Annotated in this window: 14 protein-coding genes; 3 read left to right on the plus strand and 11 right to left on the minus strand. The window is 69.6% G+C overall.

Annotation, left to right across the window (positions count from 1 at the left end; genetic code table 11):
* Nucleotides 1-8 precede the first annotated feature (8 nt).
* On the plus strand, nt 9-620 hold the full coding sequence (locus JNW89_RS02030) for a GDP-mannose 4,6-dehydratase (protein ID WP_255540294.1): 612 nt from the start codon (nt 9-11) through the stop codon (nt 618-620).
* A 39-nt stretch (nt 621-659) separates the two neighbouring features.
* On the opposite strand, the gene JNW89_RS02035 is transcribed toward JNW89_RS02030, so the two are convergent.
* Nucleotides 660-1,247: a DinB family protein gene (locus tag JNW89_RS02035; protein WP_238447416.1), complete on the minus strand. Its 588-nt coding sequence runs from the start codon at nt 1,245-1,247 to the stop codon at nt 660-662.
* Nucleotides 1,248-1,321: 74 nt separating this feature from the next.
* Complete coding sequence (locus JNW89_RS02040) at nt 1,322-2,947, minus strand: right-handed parallel beta-helix repeat-containing protein (protein WP_238447417.1); 1,626 nt, start codon at nt 2,945-2,947, stop codon at nt 1,322-1,324.
* A gap of 434 nt (nt 2,948-3,381) precedes the next feature.
* Here JNW89_RS02040 and JNW89_RS02045 point away from each other — a divergent pair, with 434 nt between their 5' ends.
* Nucleotides 3,382-5,652 carry a hypothetical protein gene (locus JNW89_RS02045; RefSeq protein WP_238447418.1) on the plus strand — a complete coding sequence of 757 codons (2,271 nt, stop codon included), beginning with the start codon at nt 3,382-3,384 and terminating at the stop codon, nt 5,650-5,652.
* 29 nt (nt 5,653-5,681) lie between these two features.
* Here the strand turns inward: JNW89_RS02045 and JNW89_RS02050 are convergent, their stop codons facing one another.
* The 5 genes from JNW89_RS02050 to JNW89_RS02070 all read right to left on the minus strand — a co-directional run bounded on the left by JNW89_RS02050 (nt 5,682) and on the right by JNW89_RS02070 (nt 10,953).
* On the minus strand, nt 5,682-6,803 hold the full coding sequence (locus JNW89_RS02050) for an aromatic acid exporter family protein (protein WP_238447419.1): 1,122 nt from the start codon (nt 6,801-6,803) through the stop codon (nt 5,682-5,684).
* Nucleotides 6,804-7,041: 238 nt separating this feature from the next.
* The gene (locus JNW89_RS02055; RefSeq protein WP_238447420.1) at nt 7,042-7,986 is read right to left on the minus strand and encodes a hypothetical protein; all 945 of its coding nucleotides are present in this window, start codon (nt 7,984-7,986) and stop codon (nt 7,042-7,044) included.
* A complete protein-coding gene (locus JNW89_RS02060) occupies nt 7,983-8,402 on the minus strand; it encodes a hypothetical protein (RefSeq protein WP_238447421.1) in 420 nt (139 codons plus the stop codon). The genes JNW89_RS02055 and JNW89_RS02060 overlap by 4 nt, the downstream gene beginning before the upstream one ends.
* Before the next feature lie 74 nt (nt 8,403-8,476).
* A complete protein-coding gene (locus JNW89_RS02065) occupies nt 8,477-9,700 on the minus strand; it encodes a macrolide family glycosyltransferase (RefSeq protein WP_238447422.1) in 1,224 nt (407 codons plus the stop codon).
* A 413-nt stretch (nt 9,701-10,113) separates the two neighbouring features.
* Complete coding sequence (locus JNW89_RS02070) at nt 10,114-10,953, minus strand: helix-turn-helix domain-containing protein (protein WP_238447423.1); 840 nt, start codon at nt 10,951-10,953, stop codon at nt 10,114-10,116.
* Between the two features lie 131 nt (nt 10,954-11,084).
* Here JNW89_RS02070 and JNW89_RS02075 point away from each other — a divergent pair, with 131 nt between their 5' ends.
* On the plus strand, nt 11,085-11,660 hold the full coding sequence (locus tag JNW89_RS02075; protein ID WP_238447424.1) for an NADPH-dependent FMN reductase: 576 nt from the start codon (nt 11,085-11,087) through the stop codon (nt 11,658-11,660).
* 131 nt (nt 11,661-11,791) lie between these two features.
* Here JNW89_RS02075 and katG read toward each other — a convergent pair whose 3' ends face one another.
* The 4 genes from katG to JNW89_RS02095 form a co-directional block, all read right to left on the minus strand.
* Nucleotides 11,792-14,068, minus strand: a complete 2,277-nt coding sequence (katG, locus tag JNW89_RS02080; RefSeq protein WP_238447425.1) for a catalase/peroxidase HPI — start codon at nt 14,066-14,068, stop codon at nt 11,792-11,794.
* Nucleotides 14,069-14,091: 23 nt separating this feature from the next.
* Nucleotides 14,092-14,520 carry a Fur family transcriptional regulator gene (locus tag JNW89_RS02085; RefSeq protein WP_238447446.1) on the minus strand — a complete coding sequence of 143 codons (429 nt, stop codon included), beginning with the start codon at nt 14,518-14,520 and terminating at the stop codon, nt 14,092-14,094.
* A 252-nt stretch (nt 14,521-14,772) separates the two neighbouring features.
* Nucleotides 14,773-15,180 (minus strand): hypothetical protein, encoded by a 408-nt coding sequence (locus JNW89_RS02090; RefSeq protein ID WP_238447426.1) that lies wholly within the window; start codon nt 15,178-15,180, stop codon nt 14,773-14,775.
* Between the two features lie 219 nt (nt 15,181-15,399).
* Entirely contained in the window at nt 15,400-16,374 is a 975-nt protein-coding gene (locus JNW89_RS02095) for a hypothetical protein (protein ID WP_238447427.1), read from the minus strand.
* Nucleotide 16,375 lies beyond the last annotated feature (1 nt).

Genomic DNA, 16,375 nt, shown 5'->3' on the forward strand with positions numbered 1-16,375 from the left:
GCCGACGCCTGCCGGCAGCACCCGGAGCTGGCGGTCTATTCGCTGCGATACTTCAACCCGGTCGGCGCACATCCCAGCGGGTTGCTCGGCGAGGACCCCGCGGCATCCCGCAGAACGTGATGCCCTATCTGATGCAGGTCGCCATCGGCAGGCTCGAACGGCTGAGCATCTTCGGCCGCGACTACGCCACCGCGGACGGTACGGCGGTGCGCGACTACATCCATGTCATGGACGTCGCCCAGGCGCACCGCATCGCACTGGAGCGGCTCGACGAGGTGACGGGACTGGAGACCCTCAATCTCGGCACCGGCGTGGGGACGTCCGTCCTGGAGCTCGTCCGGGCGGTCAGCGCGACCTGCGGAAAGTCCCTGCCGTACGACATCGTCGAACGGCGGCAGGGTGACGTGGCCGAACTGGTTGCCGACCCGGGGGCGGCGGCCCGGAAGTGGGGCTGGCGCACGACCCGGAACCTCGCCGCGATGTGCCGGGACGCGTGGCGCTTCCAGCTGCTGAATCCCGCCGGATTCGGCGACGACCTGACGAGGTCGGCCGCCATCCCGACGGCGCGATCGCTCGATGCGGACGCGATGCCCAGATCACCTGCACCAGACCATCGTTGACCATCGCTCGACGGCGACGATCACCGGCTACGAACGCCCTCAGGCAGGGGTTGAATCGGCTGCCTTGGCGGCCCGCTCGATCTGCGCGCGTCTGGCGTCCCAGAAGGCCGCGTCGCGCTGGGCGTCGGCGTCCCAGGCTGCTGTCCCGGTCGAGCCGTCGAGCTGTTCGCGCAGGATGTCGGCGTGTCCGGCGTGGCGGCTCGTCTCGGTGAGCAGGTGGACCAGGATGGTGAACAGCGTGACCTGTGGGCACGGCCACCAGGGCACGTAGCCGGGTGAATCGATGGCCAGGGCGCTGATCGTCGCGTCCGAGTGCTGCCACACGCGGCGGTAACGGTCGATGATTTCCTCGCGCGTCTCGTGCTCGGTCGCCCACATGTCGCCGCCACGCGCCTCGGCGTCGTCCCAGCGGCCCAGGGGTTCGGGAAACGGCCGCCCGAAGACCTCGCCGAAGTACGTGGCCTCCCAGAACGACAGGTGCTTGACCAGGCCGAGAAGATTGGTGCCGGGCGCGGTCAGGGGGCGGCGGATGTCGTACTCGCCGAGCCCGTCGAGCTTCCAGAGGATCGCCTCGCGAATCTCCCGCAGATCGCCGTGCAGATACGTCTTCGCGAAGTCATCGATCATGGGGCGTGAGCCTGCCACGGGCTCCCGGCGACCTCAACCTGCGACGACCACAAGGGGCCGAGCCGGACCGTCGCTCAGGTGGCGGGCTGGATGGCTCCGACGGTGCCGGCCCCGACCAGCGGCCGGCCGAGGAAGTCCACCGGTCCCGGATCGACATCGAAGAGCGACCGGAGGCGGAGGGCGCGACCGGCCAGCGGCGAATCGCGGCGCGGCGTGAGCGCTTTCGCCCGTTGCGCCGGTGAGCCGGCGCGATCGGCCCTGCCGAAACGCGGGTCTGCGCTCGATCCGACGACGCTCGCCCCGAGGCGTTCCTGCCCGGTCGCCGCGCGCCAGTCGTCCAGGTTGGCGTAGGACGCCCCGGCCCACGAAACGGCCCAGGCTCCCGATTCGGCGAAGAAGTTGTTGCCCTGCAGCAGGACGTCGGCCGTCGAGAAGTCGTCGGCGAGCACGAGGTTGGTCCCGCCCGAGACGATCAGGTTGTTCCGCAGGACGATGTTGGACAAGCCACCGAAGAACTTCTGCAAGCGGATGCCCGCGGGGGCCCAGCTCTTCGCCTCCATCACCACGGTGTTGTGGTAGACCTCGGCGTTGCTGACCGAACCGGCCAGGTGGATGCCCGCGTACTCGGGCAGCTTGCGGGCGTCGTTGATGCTCATGTTGAAACGGACGACGTTGTCGGTGTGCGCGGCGTTCATCTGGCCGCTGTACAGCAGGTACCCGGCGCCGTCGTTGTCGTAGGACAGGTTGTACTGCAGGACCGACGAGGACACGTTCTGGTCCATGTCGAAGCCACCGCCGTCCTTCCAGCCGGCGGTGTGGTTGCGGAACGAGACATTGCGCTCCATGACCACGGCGGTCGAATCCCAGGTCCAGATCCCGACCGGCCCTTCGGGCGCCGAAGCCAGTGACCCGTTGTCGTGTGCGGTGGACCGCTCGATGCGCCCGCCTCGCACACTTCCGAGCGCGATTCCGCTGCCCGTGTTGTTGAAGTGATTGGTCGGGTCTCCCGGGTTGTGGTGCGCCTCGACCTCCGACACGACGACGTCCTCGTGCGCGTACCGCGGCGCCGCGGCGTCGAAGCTGGGCCCGAAGCTCTTCAGCCCGTTCTCCGTGTTGCCGTGCAGGTTGGCAGCACGGATCCGTACGCCACGAAAGCCGGTGGAATTCGGGCCGGCGGCGATCTGGATTCCGTTCTTGAATCCGCTCACCTCGACCCGGGAGATGTCCACGTGGTCGAGCTTCCGGCCGTCGGTCACGTCGGAGTAGAACTCGATCCCGCTGGTGCCCCGGCTGTCCGCCCCGCCGCCGACGATCACCAGGTCGCGAATCTCGATGCCGGCCGTGTTGTGCACCCTGATCCCCGCGCCGCCGGCGGCCTCGATCGTGGCACGGCCGCCGCCGTAGGTGCCGACGACGACCGGGTTCGCCGCGTCACCCGCCTCGCCGGGTCCGAAGGTCAGGCTCCCCCGAAAGCGCGCACCCCCTTGGAACAGGAGTTTGTCTCCCGGCTTGAAAGCGAAGGCGGCAGCCTTGTCCAGCGATCGCCATGCTCTGGCGGGCGAGGAGCCGTCGAGGGCATCGTCACCGCTCGGGCTGACATGGAACGTGTGGATCACGGGCGGAGCGGCTTCCCGGTGCGACCTGAGCTCGAGAACATGCACAACCAGCGGGAGGAACACCGCCAGCGCCAGCACCAGCACCGCGGCGATTCGCCGACCCGAACGCCGGGTGACCGGCGGGCCGGACAGGGCCGCCCGCAGATCAACCTCACCGTGTTGCCTATCCGTGCCGGCTAGCAAGAACTCCTACCGCCCTTCGGTAACCCCTGCATACCGCGACAAAAGTCTTATATCGGCATGTTAGGGCACGCTGCTACTTGTAGTCGTCATCCGCCGGGACTCCGCCGGATTCACGTACGGGTTCCCTGACACCCGCCCGCTCCTTGCGTGAGCAGGGCTCACGCGCGTCGCCGACCGCCGGGGTCGGCGGGCACGGTGGTCGTGCCGGGCGGCACCAGTCCCGCGTCCCGGGGTTAGAGCCCGTCGGGTGGGGTAGATCCGCCTTCCACTCGGCCGGCGGGACCATCCCCAGCCCGCCACCTGCGGTGGGGCTGCCGAGATGTCTCGGAGGGTCGATGGCAGATGTACCACCGGGAGTGAGCGGGCCGGCGACGCCGAACGACGTGGTGGAGTTGCGGGTCCACGGGATCGCCGCCGCAGGTGCCGCCCAGGTGCTGGACCGACCGAACGTGCAGCAGGTCGCCGGGGATCGCAGCGCGGGCTTCTACCGGCCACGACCCGGCTGCTCGGAGGTCAGCGGCCCGAGCGGGGCGACCCTGGAGGCGTACCGGTGGAGTGAACTGCCCTCCGGCACCGCGGTTCGGACCCTCTCGCTGCTGTTCCTGCTGCCGTTTCTGCTGCTCAACGCGGCGATCTGGATGCGCCCGGGAAACCCGGCTTCCGACGCGGTGGTCAGATCTCTGTGCCGGGTGTTCGGCCTCACCCTGACCGCGCTCTACGTGCTAGCCGCCGTCGGCGTGGCGCTGGACCTCGTCGCCTGGCAGTGCATGTCCTCCTCGGCCTGCCTGTCTGGTCGTAGCTGGCTGTCCTGGCTGGGTGAACGTCCCACCGGGTTGCGGCTGGCGGTGCTCGCGCTGGTGCCGGCCGCCGCCATCGGCCTGATCTGGTGGGCCAGCACCCGCCCGGGACGATCGTTCAAGGCGTTCCGCCCGCCGGACAGCGTGGTGTCCGGGCACCCGCTCAGCACCGTCGGCCAGTGGGACGCCGAGCCACTGGTGGGACGGCTGCGCTCGATCCACATCGCTGCTGCGTTCGCGACACTGGACGGTAGCCTGCTCGCCGCCCGGGCCGCACAGGGCGCCTCAGCCATCACCATCGTGTTGGCTGCGGCAACGGGAGGCGTCCTGGCCACCTGCGTGGCCCTGCTCTGCACTCCCCCGCTGATCGACCGGGCCCCCGCGAACCAGCGGCTCGACGGTGCCGCCCGCCTGCTGCGGACCATCGCCGTCGGTCTCACCGTCGCGGTCTGCGCCCACGTCCTGACCAGCCCCTCGCGCTGGCAGCAGGGGGGTGGCCTGCCAGGCTACGGCTCGACCCTCACCTGGCTGTTCGTCGCTCATGCCGGGCTGCTGGCCGCCCTGGCCTCCGCGCTGCTGTGGCGCCCGGACCGACAGCGGGGTCACCCGCCGCTACTCGGGCTGGGCGCGCTGGCGACCGCGACCGCGGCCGGAGGTCTCGCGGTGGCGTTCTCCGCCGAACTCGTCCACCGGGTGGCCGACTACCTGGACCGCACCGCATCAGCCCCACAAGACCTGGTCCCCCGCCCACCAGCCGCGTACACCTGGGCGATCTACGGCTTCTTCCGGGCGGCGCTGATCACGCTGGTCGTCGCCGGCGTGGTGACCCTGATCTCCCGGCGCGACCGCTCCCGCGTGGCGGCCGCGATCGTCGCACGCGACTTCCCCGACCCGCCGGCGGAGACCACGCCCCGGCTACGGCAGGTGCAGCAGGCAATCGTTCGGGCCCGGTTCACCGAATGGCTGATACCGCTGGGCGTCGTCTACGCCTGCCTCGCCGGACTCGGCGCGGCAACCACCGCACTGGACCTGCTCGGGCTGTATCCAGGCGCCGCACTCGAGCGGTACCTAGGGGTGCCAGCCGGCCTGGTCGACTTCGGCATCCAGATGGGCAGCTACCTGATCGCGGCGACCATGCTCAGTCTGGTCATCGGCGGAATCTTCGCCTACGGGACCGCCGGCTTCCGGCGGCACGTCGGCGTTCTCTGGGATCTGGCCACCTTCTGGCCGCGCGCGGCCCACCCCTTCGCGCCGCCCTGCTACGCCGAACGGGCCGTGCCGGAGCTGGTGCGACGCATCACCTACCTGGTCGAAAGCGGCAACGCCGTCCTGTTCGCCGGGTACAGCCACGGCTCCGTGCTGGTCACCGCGACCGTTCTCCAACTGCCGCGCCACGTCAGCGGACGGGTCGCCCTGCTCACCTATGGCTCACCACTGCGCCGGCTCTACGCCCGGCTCTTCCCCGCCTACATCGACGACGACATGCTGCACGATGTGGGTGGTCGAGTCGGCTGGCGATGGTTGAACCTGTGGCGCGACACCGACCCGATCGGCGGATGGATCTTCTCCGCCCACCGGCCGGACGGGCCGCCCACCGTCACCGGCCCGGCGGCGACGGTGGACCGCCGCCTCCGAGACCCGAGCGACGTGGCCATCCCACCCAGCGACAGCGTCCCACCACCTATCAAGGGACACGGACCCCGCGAGTCCGACGAGCCGTACATCGAGGCGGCGGGCGATCTGGTCGAGCGCCTCCGCAAGCCGATGGACCCGGGGGCTCATCCGGCCGACGCACCGGCCGCACGATGAATGCGACGCTTGGGCCTCGACGGCGGCCATCACCGCCGCCGGGCCGACGCATCCGGCGTCAGGCGCGGATGATCGGCGCTATCGCCGGTAGTCCCAGTCTGCCGGGCTTGTTGCGACGGATCCGGCAGCCTGCCGAAGGCGCACCGGACCCGCCTGTTGGCTTCCGCCTGGGAGAGGCCGGACGCGACGAGCAGGTCGCTCGCCGTGGTGCGGATCTGGGCGAGGACGACGGTCCCGGAAAAACCAATGTCATCCCCGTACGCTGCGCCGGCATGGCGCACGGCTTGCAGGGCTTCCGCCCGCGCGTTGTGCGGCTCCCGTCGTGCCGCGAACTCGTCCCGAAGTATCCGCACCGTCCCGGCAAGGGCGAGAACCGCATCGATCATCGCGGCCGGGACCGGCTCCTTGTCCTCAATGGCAGTGACAGCTCGACGGAGCATCGTCCCGCTGTTGCCCATCGCCCTCCCCAACGGCTCGGCGGTTCGGGCGTAGTGACTGAGCACGCCGTGCCGGTGCCGCCATGACAACGGAGACAGCCGGGTAACCTCCCGTGCGCCCGCCACCGCCTCCCGCAACACCCGAAGTTCCTCCTGGTTGCCGCGCAGTCGGTCCCGGGCACGGATCGCCCGCTCGATGTCGCGCTCGCACAACGCCGCTGCCGCTTCCGTCAGCTGTTCGACCAGCGTTCGCAGCGCCGGTCCGGCAGCACGCCTGACGACTCGCAACGGGTTGACCGGCAAGAGGATCGCCGTGGCCAGTGCGACACCACCGCCGAGCAGCGCGTCAACGAACCGGGAGAACTCCACGTTCGGGGCCTGCGGGCTCAATGTGGTGATCAGTACCGCGGTGCTCGCCGTCTGGATCACCACCGCCGGCCGACTGCTGAGTGCGAAGGCTGTAAGGATCGACATGACGACAACCAGGCCGAGCTGCCAGGGCCCGATGCCTATGAAGGACAGCAGCGCATCACCGACAAGCACCCCCAGCGCCACACCCACGACCAGCTCGACGATCCGCGGTACCCGCTGCCCTACGGACACGGCCAGAGTCCCGACCGCAGCGAGCGGAGCGAACACGGGACTGGGATTGCCGGTCAGTTCGTGCGACAGCAGCCAGGCGGTCACCGCAGCGATGCCCGCCTGTAGGGCCACGATGCCTCCGCCGTACACCCGGACCGCCCGCTCTCGCACCTTGAGTCGTTGGACGAGCCGGTCCTCGGCGGCACCCCGTCCACCCGCCCGCACGAACCGTTCCCAGCGCGAGCCGGGACTCCGCTTCAGGTCTCGGCGCCGTGGCACCTGTTGACGCATGCTGCGCTCTACCCGTGAATGCGCGGCACACACGGACAACCGGGTGGGAGCCTGTCCTCAGGTCACCGGCCTCGTCCGTTCATGACTGCGGGCCGTCGGTTCTCGCGGTCGCGCTGAGGCGGTCCCGGATCAGCGCGATCACGGTGTCAGCCGTGCGGTCGAGGTAACTGCGGCCATCGGGTAGCCGGGCCTCCGGGCTGATGTAGCTGCGCGGACCGACGTGGGTGGCCGGGTCGAGCCGGTGCACCGTGATCTTCCCGTCGCGGTCAGCCCGGTTCCAACCGCTCCACCGGAACAGCCGCCACCGCTGCGGGAACATCCAGCTGCTGACTCGCTCGATCCGGTCGCCGGCACTGGTGAGTCGGTCGAGGTGTCGGGCGTGGCTGATGTCGTTGGCCCCGTTGTGGAACCCGCCCAGAGTGATCAGCCAGAGCGGGGAGCGCAGCTGGGACCACAGTTCGTCCACCGCGCCGGTGGCGACCTGGGCGCCGCCGCTGTAACTGAGCATCACCACGGGGATCCCGCTGTCACGCCGGTAACCAGCGAGCCGGAGCTGCGTGGCGATCTGCGCGCCGACGGCGCGGTTGTACAGGGGACGGTACCGGCGGTCGGCGGCGACGAAGATCTGCATCACGTTGTGCAGGAACAGCAGCAGCCCGATGTGGCGGCGCAGCCATACCCACACCGGCCGGTCGACCAGCGGAAGGGCCAGCGGGGAGTAGGGCTGCACCTGGCCCAGCACCCTGAGCTCCGGCGCCCCGTCGATCAGGGACTTGACCAGTCGGCCGCCGTCGCGGGTGTCGTGGAAGCGGCGTTTCCCGATACCGTCCAGATAGACCAGGTACGCGTCCGGGGGGCGGTCCGGCTTCGCGCCCCGGGCGGGGGGCATGCCCTTGGGGCGGGCGATGGTGGGATCCCGCCACCCTGCGGCATAGACCAGCACCTCGTAGCGGGCGAGCAGAGCTTCGGCGAGCAGGACCGGTCCGATCGCGCCGAGCAGCAGCAGGAGCGCAAACTCGATCACGTTTGTGGCTCCGGGGCTCTTGGCCTGTTGAGCCTCACGACCAGGCGGCGGACGCCCTCCACAGCGACGCCGAGCCCGACCCCCGCGATGGCCACGCAGCCGGCGGCATCCCACCAGCCGAGCCCGGCCGCGGTGGCGAGCGCAGCGGCGAGGCCGCTCCCCACTCCCACCATGAGGACCAGGTGCAGCAGCGGCCCGAGCAGCGGAAACGCGAGGACTGCGGCAAGCAGCAGCGGGGCCGCCAGGCCTGGTGTCCAGACCAGCGCCGCCTCGTCGGACGGTGCGGTGGGCAGCATCAGCTCGGCAACGGTCCACGCGGACAGCGGCCAGAGCGCGAACACCGCGCCGTCGACCACGGCGCCGGCCAGCATCAACCCGACCACCCTGATGTGCGACACGCCAGACAGGCGTGCCACCACGGGCAGGAGACGCCCGGCGCCTCGGACAGCCCGCCGAACAGCAGCAGGATGGCGACGAGCGGGGACACCGGTCAGCCCTGCGGTGGCAGATCGGCAGAGACCGGCTGAGTGACCCGGCTGGTCTGCTGCACATAGCGCTCGAGTTCGTCGGCGGCGCGCGAATAGCCGCCTGCCTCGCGCTGGGCGACCCGCAGGGTACTCGCGGCGGCCCGGAATCGGGGCTCGTCGAGCAGGCGCTGGGCGAGGGCGCGGACGACCGCCACGTTGACGTCCTCGGTGCGGATCGCGAGGCCGGCACCGAGCTCGACGATGCGGGAAGCCACCAACGACTGGTCAGCGCCCTGCGGGACCACCAGCATCGGGACGCCGGCGTACAGCGCCTCGTTGACGCTGTTCACCCCACCGTGGGTGACGAACAGCGCTGCCCGGGACAGCACCTCCAGCTGAGGTACGGAGCGGTGGGCGATCACGTTGGCCGGCAGCGGACCGAGCGCGGCGGGATCGGTGGGTCCGGTGGCGACAATCACGGTGCCACCCAGCGGGGCGAGCGCGTCGGCAAAGCTGCACAGCAGCCGCGGGTCGGCGCCGAAAACCGTGCCCAGCGAGGCGTAGAGCACCGGGTCCCGCAGCCGATCGAGAGGGAACGACGAGTCGGCTGGGCGGGCGCCGGTGCTCGGTCCGACGAACCGGTAGGACTGGTCGACGCTGTCGGCCTCGGGGTGGAACGCCCGCGAGGTGTAGACCAGGTTGAGCGGCTGACGGATGTTCGCCAGGTCGACCAGGGGCACCCCACGCGTGTCGTACCGGCGGCGCAGCTCCCAGCGCGACCTCAGGTACCCCCCGGCGGAGCGGGGCAGGGCCGCCGCCGCGGCGAGCAGTTCCCAGGAGCCGCGGGTGGGGCTGGGCACGTGCCGGTTGAACGCGAACGTGGTGAACGACGACGCTGCCGGCACGCCGAGTTCCCGGGCGGCCACCGGCCCCCACAGGCAGGCGGAGTCGTGCACGATCAGATCGGGTAGGGCGCCGCGCAGATCGGTGAGGACGGCGGGCAGCACGCGTACGGCGGTGCGCGCGAGCTGCTCCATCAACGTGACCGGCGCTGGCGGGCCGGAAAGCGGTATGTCATCCCCGGAATAAAGGAGCACTCGCGCGCCGGTGGCCGCGATCTTTTCTGAGTAGGCGGGCGTCGTGTGGTAGGTGACGGAGTGGCCACGCCGAACAAGCTCGGCCACGATCGGCAGCGTTGGGTTGATGTGACCGTGCATGGCGATGTTGAGGAATGCGATTGCGCTCATCGGCCGACCCCGAACAAGGAAGGAGGCAGTGCCCGGCACCATGTCACGATCATGATCCACCCTTCTCGGTAACAGCGTAGACGCCGCCGGACGGGACAGGGCCACGGACAAGTTACTCGCCTCGTTTGGTGGGCAAGTTCGAGCGGGTCGAGCCGCACCACACACCGCGATCGATCTTGAGGTCAAGACGTTTCGGCAGCTCACTCACCAGGCCGGACACGCCGCCCGGAGGCGATGCAACGCCCGCTGCAACGGGCGGTGCGGGGTGCGGTACTGGTCGCGGACGAGACCTTTCGAGCGTGACGTGCGTCAGCAGTTCCGGATTGCTGGCCCGACCGGCCGCGCCTGCCGTCACGTTTTGCGGCAAGGGCCAGTCGGTAGCGGGTAATCGGCGAAAGGGTCAATGCCATGAGCTAGACAACCGCGCGAAGCATACGGTCGGGTTGGTGCCGCAGCCGATTCATGGCCCGCGCCGTCGCGTCATCAGCCGGCAGGAGAACGACCAGCTCCTGTGCGTCGTTTTTCGGCAACTCGAGCTTCTCTCGCTGCCACCGAAGCTCGTGCGCACTGGGGTGGTTGACCCGAAGCGGGACGTGCGGTGGGGGCAGGTGGCGGTGGAGTCGTCGGGTGAACTCCTGTCCGGCCAGGGGGGCGAGCTCGGCCCTGAACCATTCGGAGGTCTCCGCAGACGGCCCGAGCCACAGTTCGAACGCTCGTTCGTCGGCCACCTGGTCCCAGTCCGGGAAGACAGTCCGGGCGTGCGGATTGGTGAACACGTAGCGCGTCAGGTTCGGCGTCCCGCTCTCGAGCAGCCCGATCCCACGCATCAGCAGCTCGAACTCGCGCGTGTATGCGAGCACGTCTCCCAGGCGGTTGGTGACGAATGCGACGCCGGGCTCAAGGAGTCGGAGGGTCTCCAGGACGGTGGGCCGGACCTGGCGGTTGGGCGGCGCCGGCCGCCCGCGCCCCGCGCACCCTCCGCCGGTGATTTTGGCGAGGTGGCGCAGGTGATTGCGCTCGGCGACATCGAGGCTCAAGGCGTCCGCAAGAGCATTGACGACCGCGGGGGACGGGTTACGGTCTCGTCCTTGCTCGATGCGGGTGAGGTATTCGACGCTGATCCTGGCACGCGTGGCGAGGTCTGAGCGTCGTAGCCCAGGCGACCGGCGGCGGCCCCGATCAGGCAGCCCGAACGATTCCGGCTGGATGCTGTCGCGCTTGGCGCGGATGAAGTCGCCCAGCGGCGTGCTCATGTCCTGGAGCCTAGCGCGGTCTCCCAGCGCATCGAACCCCGCAGGGTGGCCCCAGGAGGGCCAGCCTGCGCCCGGTCTGGTTGCCAACGTCCGGACGATGGACCGTGGAGCCCATGAGCGAGAAGCACAAGTTGGTCATCATCATCGGGAGCGTTCGGGAGGGCCGGTTCGGGCCTGTCGTCGCCTCCTGGGTCGCCGCCCGAGCGCGCGAGCACGGCGGGTTCGACATCGACGTCGTCGATCTCGCCGACGCCGAGATCCCACTGTCGTTGCCGGCAGCGTCACCAAAGTTCGCCGGCGACTCGTACCCGCGCCCCGACGGAATGGCGTCCTTGACGTCCCACCTCAACGAGGCGGACGCATTCATCGTGGTCACGCCGGAGTACAACCACAGCTACCCCGCGTCCCTGAAGGCCGCCATCGACTGGCATTTCACCCAGTGGACGGCCAAGCCCGTCGCCTTCGTCAGCTACGGGGGTGCGGCAGGCGGGCGCCACGCCGTCCTCCACCTGGAGAACGTGCTCACCGAACTGCACGCCGTGACAATCCGCGATGGTCTGGCGTTCCCGAACTACCGCACGACGTGGGAAGACGGTCAGCCGCTGGACCCCCAGGCGCCCGGGTACGCCAAAACCCTGCTGGACCAGCTCGCCTGGTGGGCCGCCGCCCTGCGTGCGGCACGCAACTCGGTCCCGTACCCGGCCTGAAGGCGCACTCAAGAAGCGCACCGGACTCGCCCGACCAGCTGTGCTGCCCGGCCCAGATGACCGGATTCAAAAGCGAACGAGCCCCGGTCGATCGCTTTTGGATCGACCGGGGCTCGTCGGCTGGAGCCGGGTCAGGCGACGTCGAACCGGTCGAGTTCCATGACCTTGGACCAGGCTGCGACGAAGTCGGCCACGAACTTGTCGCGCGCGTCCTCGCTGGCGTAGACCTCCGCGAGGGCCCGCAGCTGGGAGTTGGAGCCGAAGATGAGGTCGACCGCGGTGGCGGTCCACTTCACCTCATCGGTGGCCAGGTCGCGGATCTCGTACACGTGCTCGTCGGACTCCGACGCCTTCCACCGGGTGCCCGGGGAGAGCAGGTTGGCGAAGAAGTCGTTGGTGAGCACGCCGGGCCGGTCGGTGAGGACGCCGTGCTTCGCGCCGCCGACGTTGGCCCCGAGGGAGCGCAGGCCGCCGACGAGGACGGTCATCTCGGGCGCGCTCAGGCTGAGCATGTAGGCACGGTCGAGAAGCAGCACCTCCGGCTGGGTCTTCTCGCCGGGACGCAGGTAGTTGCGGAACCCGTCGGCGCGCGGCTCCATTACCCGGAACGACTCGACGTCGGTCTGCTCCTGACTCGCGTCGGTGCGGCCCGGGCGGAACGGCACGGTCACCTCGACGCCGGCGTCGCGCGCCGCCTTCTCGACGGCGGCCGAGCCGGCCAGCACGATCAGGTCCGCCAGCGAGATCTTCGCGCCGCCGGCGGAGTTGAACTCCCGCTGGATGCCCTCGAGGGTCGCCAGGACCGTCGCGAGCTGCTCGGGCTGGTTGACCTCCCAGCTGCGCTGCGGCTCGAGACGGATCCGCGCGCCGTTGGCGCCGCCGCGCTTGTCGGTGGAGCGGAAGCTGGCGGCGGAGGCCCAGGCGGTGGAGACCAGCTGGGCGGTCGTGAGGCCGGACTCCAGGACCTTCGCCTTGAGGGCGGCGACGTCGGCGTCACCCACGAGCTCGTGGTCGACGGCCGGCACCGGGTCCTGCCACAGCTGGGGCTCCGGAACCCACGGCCCGAGGAAGCGGCTGACCGGACCCATGTCCCGGTGCAGCAGCTTGTACCAGGCCTTGGCGAACGCCAGCGCGAACTCGTCCGGGTTCTCCAGGAAGCGGCGCGAGATCTTCTCGTACGTCGGGTCGACGCGCAGCGCCAGGTCGGTCGTGAGCATCGTCGGCTTGTACTTCTTCGACGGGTCGTACGGGTCCGGGATGATCTCCGGGGCGTCCTTGGCGACCCACTGCTTGGCGCCACCGGGGCTGGTGGTGAGCTCCCACTCGAAGCCGAAGAGGATCTCGAAGAAGCGGTTGCTCCACTGCGTCGGCCGGTCGGTCCAGGTCACCTCGAGACCGCTGGTGATCGTGTCCGCGCCCTTGCCGCTGCCGTAGGTGCTCAGCCAGCCCAGCCCCTGCGCCTCCAGCGGGGCGGCCTCGGGCTCGGGGCCCACGTGGTCGTCAGCGACGCCGGCGCCGTGGGTCTTGCCGAAGGTGTGACCACCGGCGATGAGGGCGACGGTCTCCTCGTCGTTCATCGCCATCCGGGCGAAGGTCTCGCGGATGAAGTACGCCGCCGCCCGCGGGTCCGCGTTGCCGTTCGGGCCCTCGGGGTTGACGTAGATGAGGCCCATCTCGGTCGCGCCGACCTCGGGCGCCATCTCGGCCTCGCCGACGTAGCGCTCGTCACCCAGCCAGGTGTCCTCGGGACCCCAGAAGATCTCCTCGGGCTCCCAGACGTCCTCCCGGCCGAAGCCGAAGCCGAAGGTCTTGAAGCCCATCGACTCAAGGGCCACGTTGCCGGCGAGCACGAGCAGGTCGGCCCAGGAGATCTTCTGACCGTACTTCTGCTTGACCGGCCACAGCAGCCGCCGGGCCTTGTCGAGGTTGGCGTTGTCCGGCCAGCTGTTGAGCGGGGCGAACCGCTGACCGCCGTCGCCGGCCCCGCCGCGACCGTCGTGGATACGGTAGGTGCCCGCGGCGTGCCAGCTCATCCGGATCATCAGGCCGCCGTAGTGGCCGAAGTCGGCCGGCCACCAGTCCTGCGAGGTGGTGAGGACCTTGATGATGTCCTGCTTGAGGGCCTCGACGTCGAGCTTGGCGAACTCCCTGGCGTAGCTGAAGTTCTCCCCCAGCGGGTTGCCCTTCGACGAATGGGCATGCAGCACCGAGAGATCGAGCTGGTTGGGCCACCAGTCCCGGTTGGTGCGCGGACGACCACCGGTCTTCGGGGTCGGCGAGTCGATCGCCGGGTTCTCACTCTCGCTGCCGTGCGCGGTCACGGAGTCGTGCGCGACCGGGCAGCCGGCCGCCTCCTTCTTGTCCACGCCCTGCGCGCTGGAGGGAGCGTTGTCCTGCATGTCGCTCATCTACTTCCTTCCGAACTGGCGGATCACTGGGAGGTGCGTTCGGTCGCACAGTCGGGGCAGGTGCCCCAATACACAACCTCCGCCTCGTCGAGCACGAAACCGTGGTCGTCCGAGGCGGTGAGACAGGGAGCATCGCCGACAGCGCAGTCGACGTCGGCGATCGCGCCGCAGGAGCGGCACACGACATGGTGGTGGTTGTCCCCCACCCGCGACTCGTACCGGGCGGTCGCACCGGCAGGCTGGATGCGCCGCACCAGACCGGCGTCGGTGAGCGCCCGAAGCACGTCGTACACCGCCTGGTGGGAGACCGTGGGCTGGTCCGCCCGTACCAGCGCGATCACCGTGTCGGTGTCGACGTGCGGATGGTCGCGCAGCGCTGCGAGCACCGCCAACCGGGGCCGGGTCACGCGCAACGAGACCGCCCGCAGCTGAGTCTCGAAGTCGGACGTCATGTGACGAACATAGTCCACTTTTCTGGAACGAATCAAGTTATTGGCCGAACTCACCCCGCACACTTCCGACGGAGACCTGGTCGAGCAGACCCGGGCGGCCGGGTCGCAGCTGACCGGCGGTGGCGAGCTGCCGCAGCAGCTCACGACGCGGATCCCGGAACCAGCGCTCGGCGGCCTTTGCCTTCTTCTACCTCAATCAGTGGCTGGTCGACCGCAAGGGCTTGGACCACCGGCCGTACTTGTGCCGACTCCTCAAGCCGCCCCCGGCGTCCCCGGGTACCCCAGATGCTCACCGGCCCAACCGATGCCCCCCGGTGGCTGCTTCCACTCGCTGGCGCGCCTCTTTGAGATCGACAGGTGCGGCCATCGTTTACGGGCCGCTTGCCGGCTGGCGCCCACCGCCGCTCCGAGCTCGGGATAGCCCGCACCGTACTGCACCGCTTCCGCTGCATTGGCGGATACGAGGTCCGCGAGAAGGCTGCGCATCTGCTCGCCCGCCGCCATGCGCGCGAGGTGAGTTCGCATCCGCTGCGCGGAACTCTGGTCTTCCCTCCCCCGGGCGTCCGCATCGACGTCATTCAGCCGCTGCGCCCAGTGAGCGGTGACAGCACCCAGTTCCCGCCGTAGTTCCTGCCGCTCGTCCGGCGTCAGATTCCGCATGACCCCACTCCCTCGCCAATGACCTCGCTTTCAGCGTCCGCTCGACAACCAAGGTTGTCAACCATTGCACGCGCGTCATTATCCTGGTGACCCTTCGCCGACCTTGCGGTGCGGAGCGAGCGACCGAACCATGCGCCCTGACGGCAGAGCCTGCGCCACACCGATGATCAACAAGCCGGGGCCTGGCAGGCTGGATCGACCCGGGTCTACGTCAGGTTCCTAAGCCCCGAAGTTGGGCTGCCACCTGGCGTTCACACCCCTGACCACCACGCCCGCGGTCAGTATCGCGATCAAGGCCAGCAAGAGCAGGCGATAGGTGGGGCGGGGATCAACCGTGTCGGTGCCGACGACGTAGAAGCCGCTGAGGGCGAAGCTCGGATAGACCGCCTGCAGGAGGGCGAAGACGACTCCGGTCCGGGCGGCATCTCGTCGTGCCGACTCGTCCGTCTCCCAGGCCGTCTGGATCACGAGACACCCGAAGACGACGATGAAGGGCAGGTAGACCAGGAACATGCCCGCGTTGAGTGCGACGCCGGCGACGGAGGCCACTATGGCGATACCGCCGAGCGCATAGATCGCAACCTTGGCGGACCAGCCAATGTGGTGGCCCTTATCGCGTTTGCGATAGTTGGCGATCAGCGCGCCGACGACCACCCCGACACAACCGAGCACCAGTGCCATGAATGCGGCCCCGGAGACATCCAGGTACCACACCGTTGTCGGCCAGGCCGCGATGACGGCGGGGACCATCGCCGTACCGGCAAACGTCCACCGCCTGCGGTGCAGCATCGGGACGATCGCCACGCACGCGGCGACGGGTACGGCGGCGTAGTCGGCCTTCGTCCAGAGGTCCCAATCTGGGTGGGTGAACAAGACATAGGCCCACAACGCCGCGGCGAGCGTCAGGAACAGTGACGCCGTCACCATGGCGGCGGGGTTGCCCCCCGCCTGGCGGGCGACCGTCGTCGGTACGCGCCCGGACGGCGACGTGGTCCGGGGTGCGTTGGCGCCGTCATCCGCCGGCTGGCTCCACCCCTGCTGGGCCACGGTGGTGACCACTGCGGAGACGGCGAGCAGCGCGGTTGCCGCCCAGAGCCACGGCTTCCACTCATCCGACGGCCGCACCGTGCCCGTGGCCAGGTTCCCGACCAGCCCCAGCATGACGGGCAGAGCCGCGTAGAGGATGCCCGTCATC

The sequence above is a fragment of the Micromonospora sp. 4G55 genome, assembly GCF_016803375.1.

Coding starts and splice junctions, on each gene's coding strand:
- JNW89_RS02045 (WP_238447418.1), top strand. CDS start 3,382: ATGGCAGATGTACCACCGGGAGTGAGCGGGCCGGCGACGCCGAACGAC.
- JNW89_RS02065 (WP_238447422.1), bottom strand. CDS start 9,700: ATGAGCGCAATCGCATTCCTCAACATCGCCATGCACGGTCACATCAAC.
- JNW89_RS02070 (WP_238447423.1), bottom strand. CDS start 10,953: ATGAGCACGCCGCTGGGCGACTTCATCCGCGCCAAGCGCGACAGCATC.
- katG (WP_238447425.1), bottom strand. CDS start 14,068: ATGAGCGACATGCAGGACAACGCTCCCTCCAGCGCGCAGGGCGTGGAC.
- JNW89_RS02090 (WP_238447426.1), bottom strand. CDS start 15,180: ATGCGGAATCTGACGCCGGACGAGCGGCAGGAACTACGGCGGGAACTG.
- JNW89_RS02035 (WP_238447416.1), bottom strand. CDS start 1,247: ATGATCGATGACTTCGCGAAGACGTATCTGCACGGCGATCTGCGGGAG.
- JNW89_RS02085 (WP_238447446.1), bottom strand. CDS start 14,520: ATGACGTCCGACTTCGAGACTCAGCTGCGGGCGGTCTCGTTGCGCGTG.
- JNW89_RS02095 (WP_238447427.1), bottom strand. CDS start 16,374: ATGACGGGCATCCTCTACGCGGCTCTGCCCGTCATGCTGGGGCTGGTC.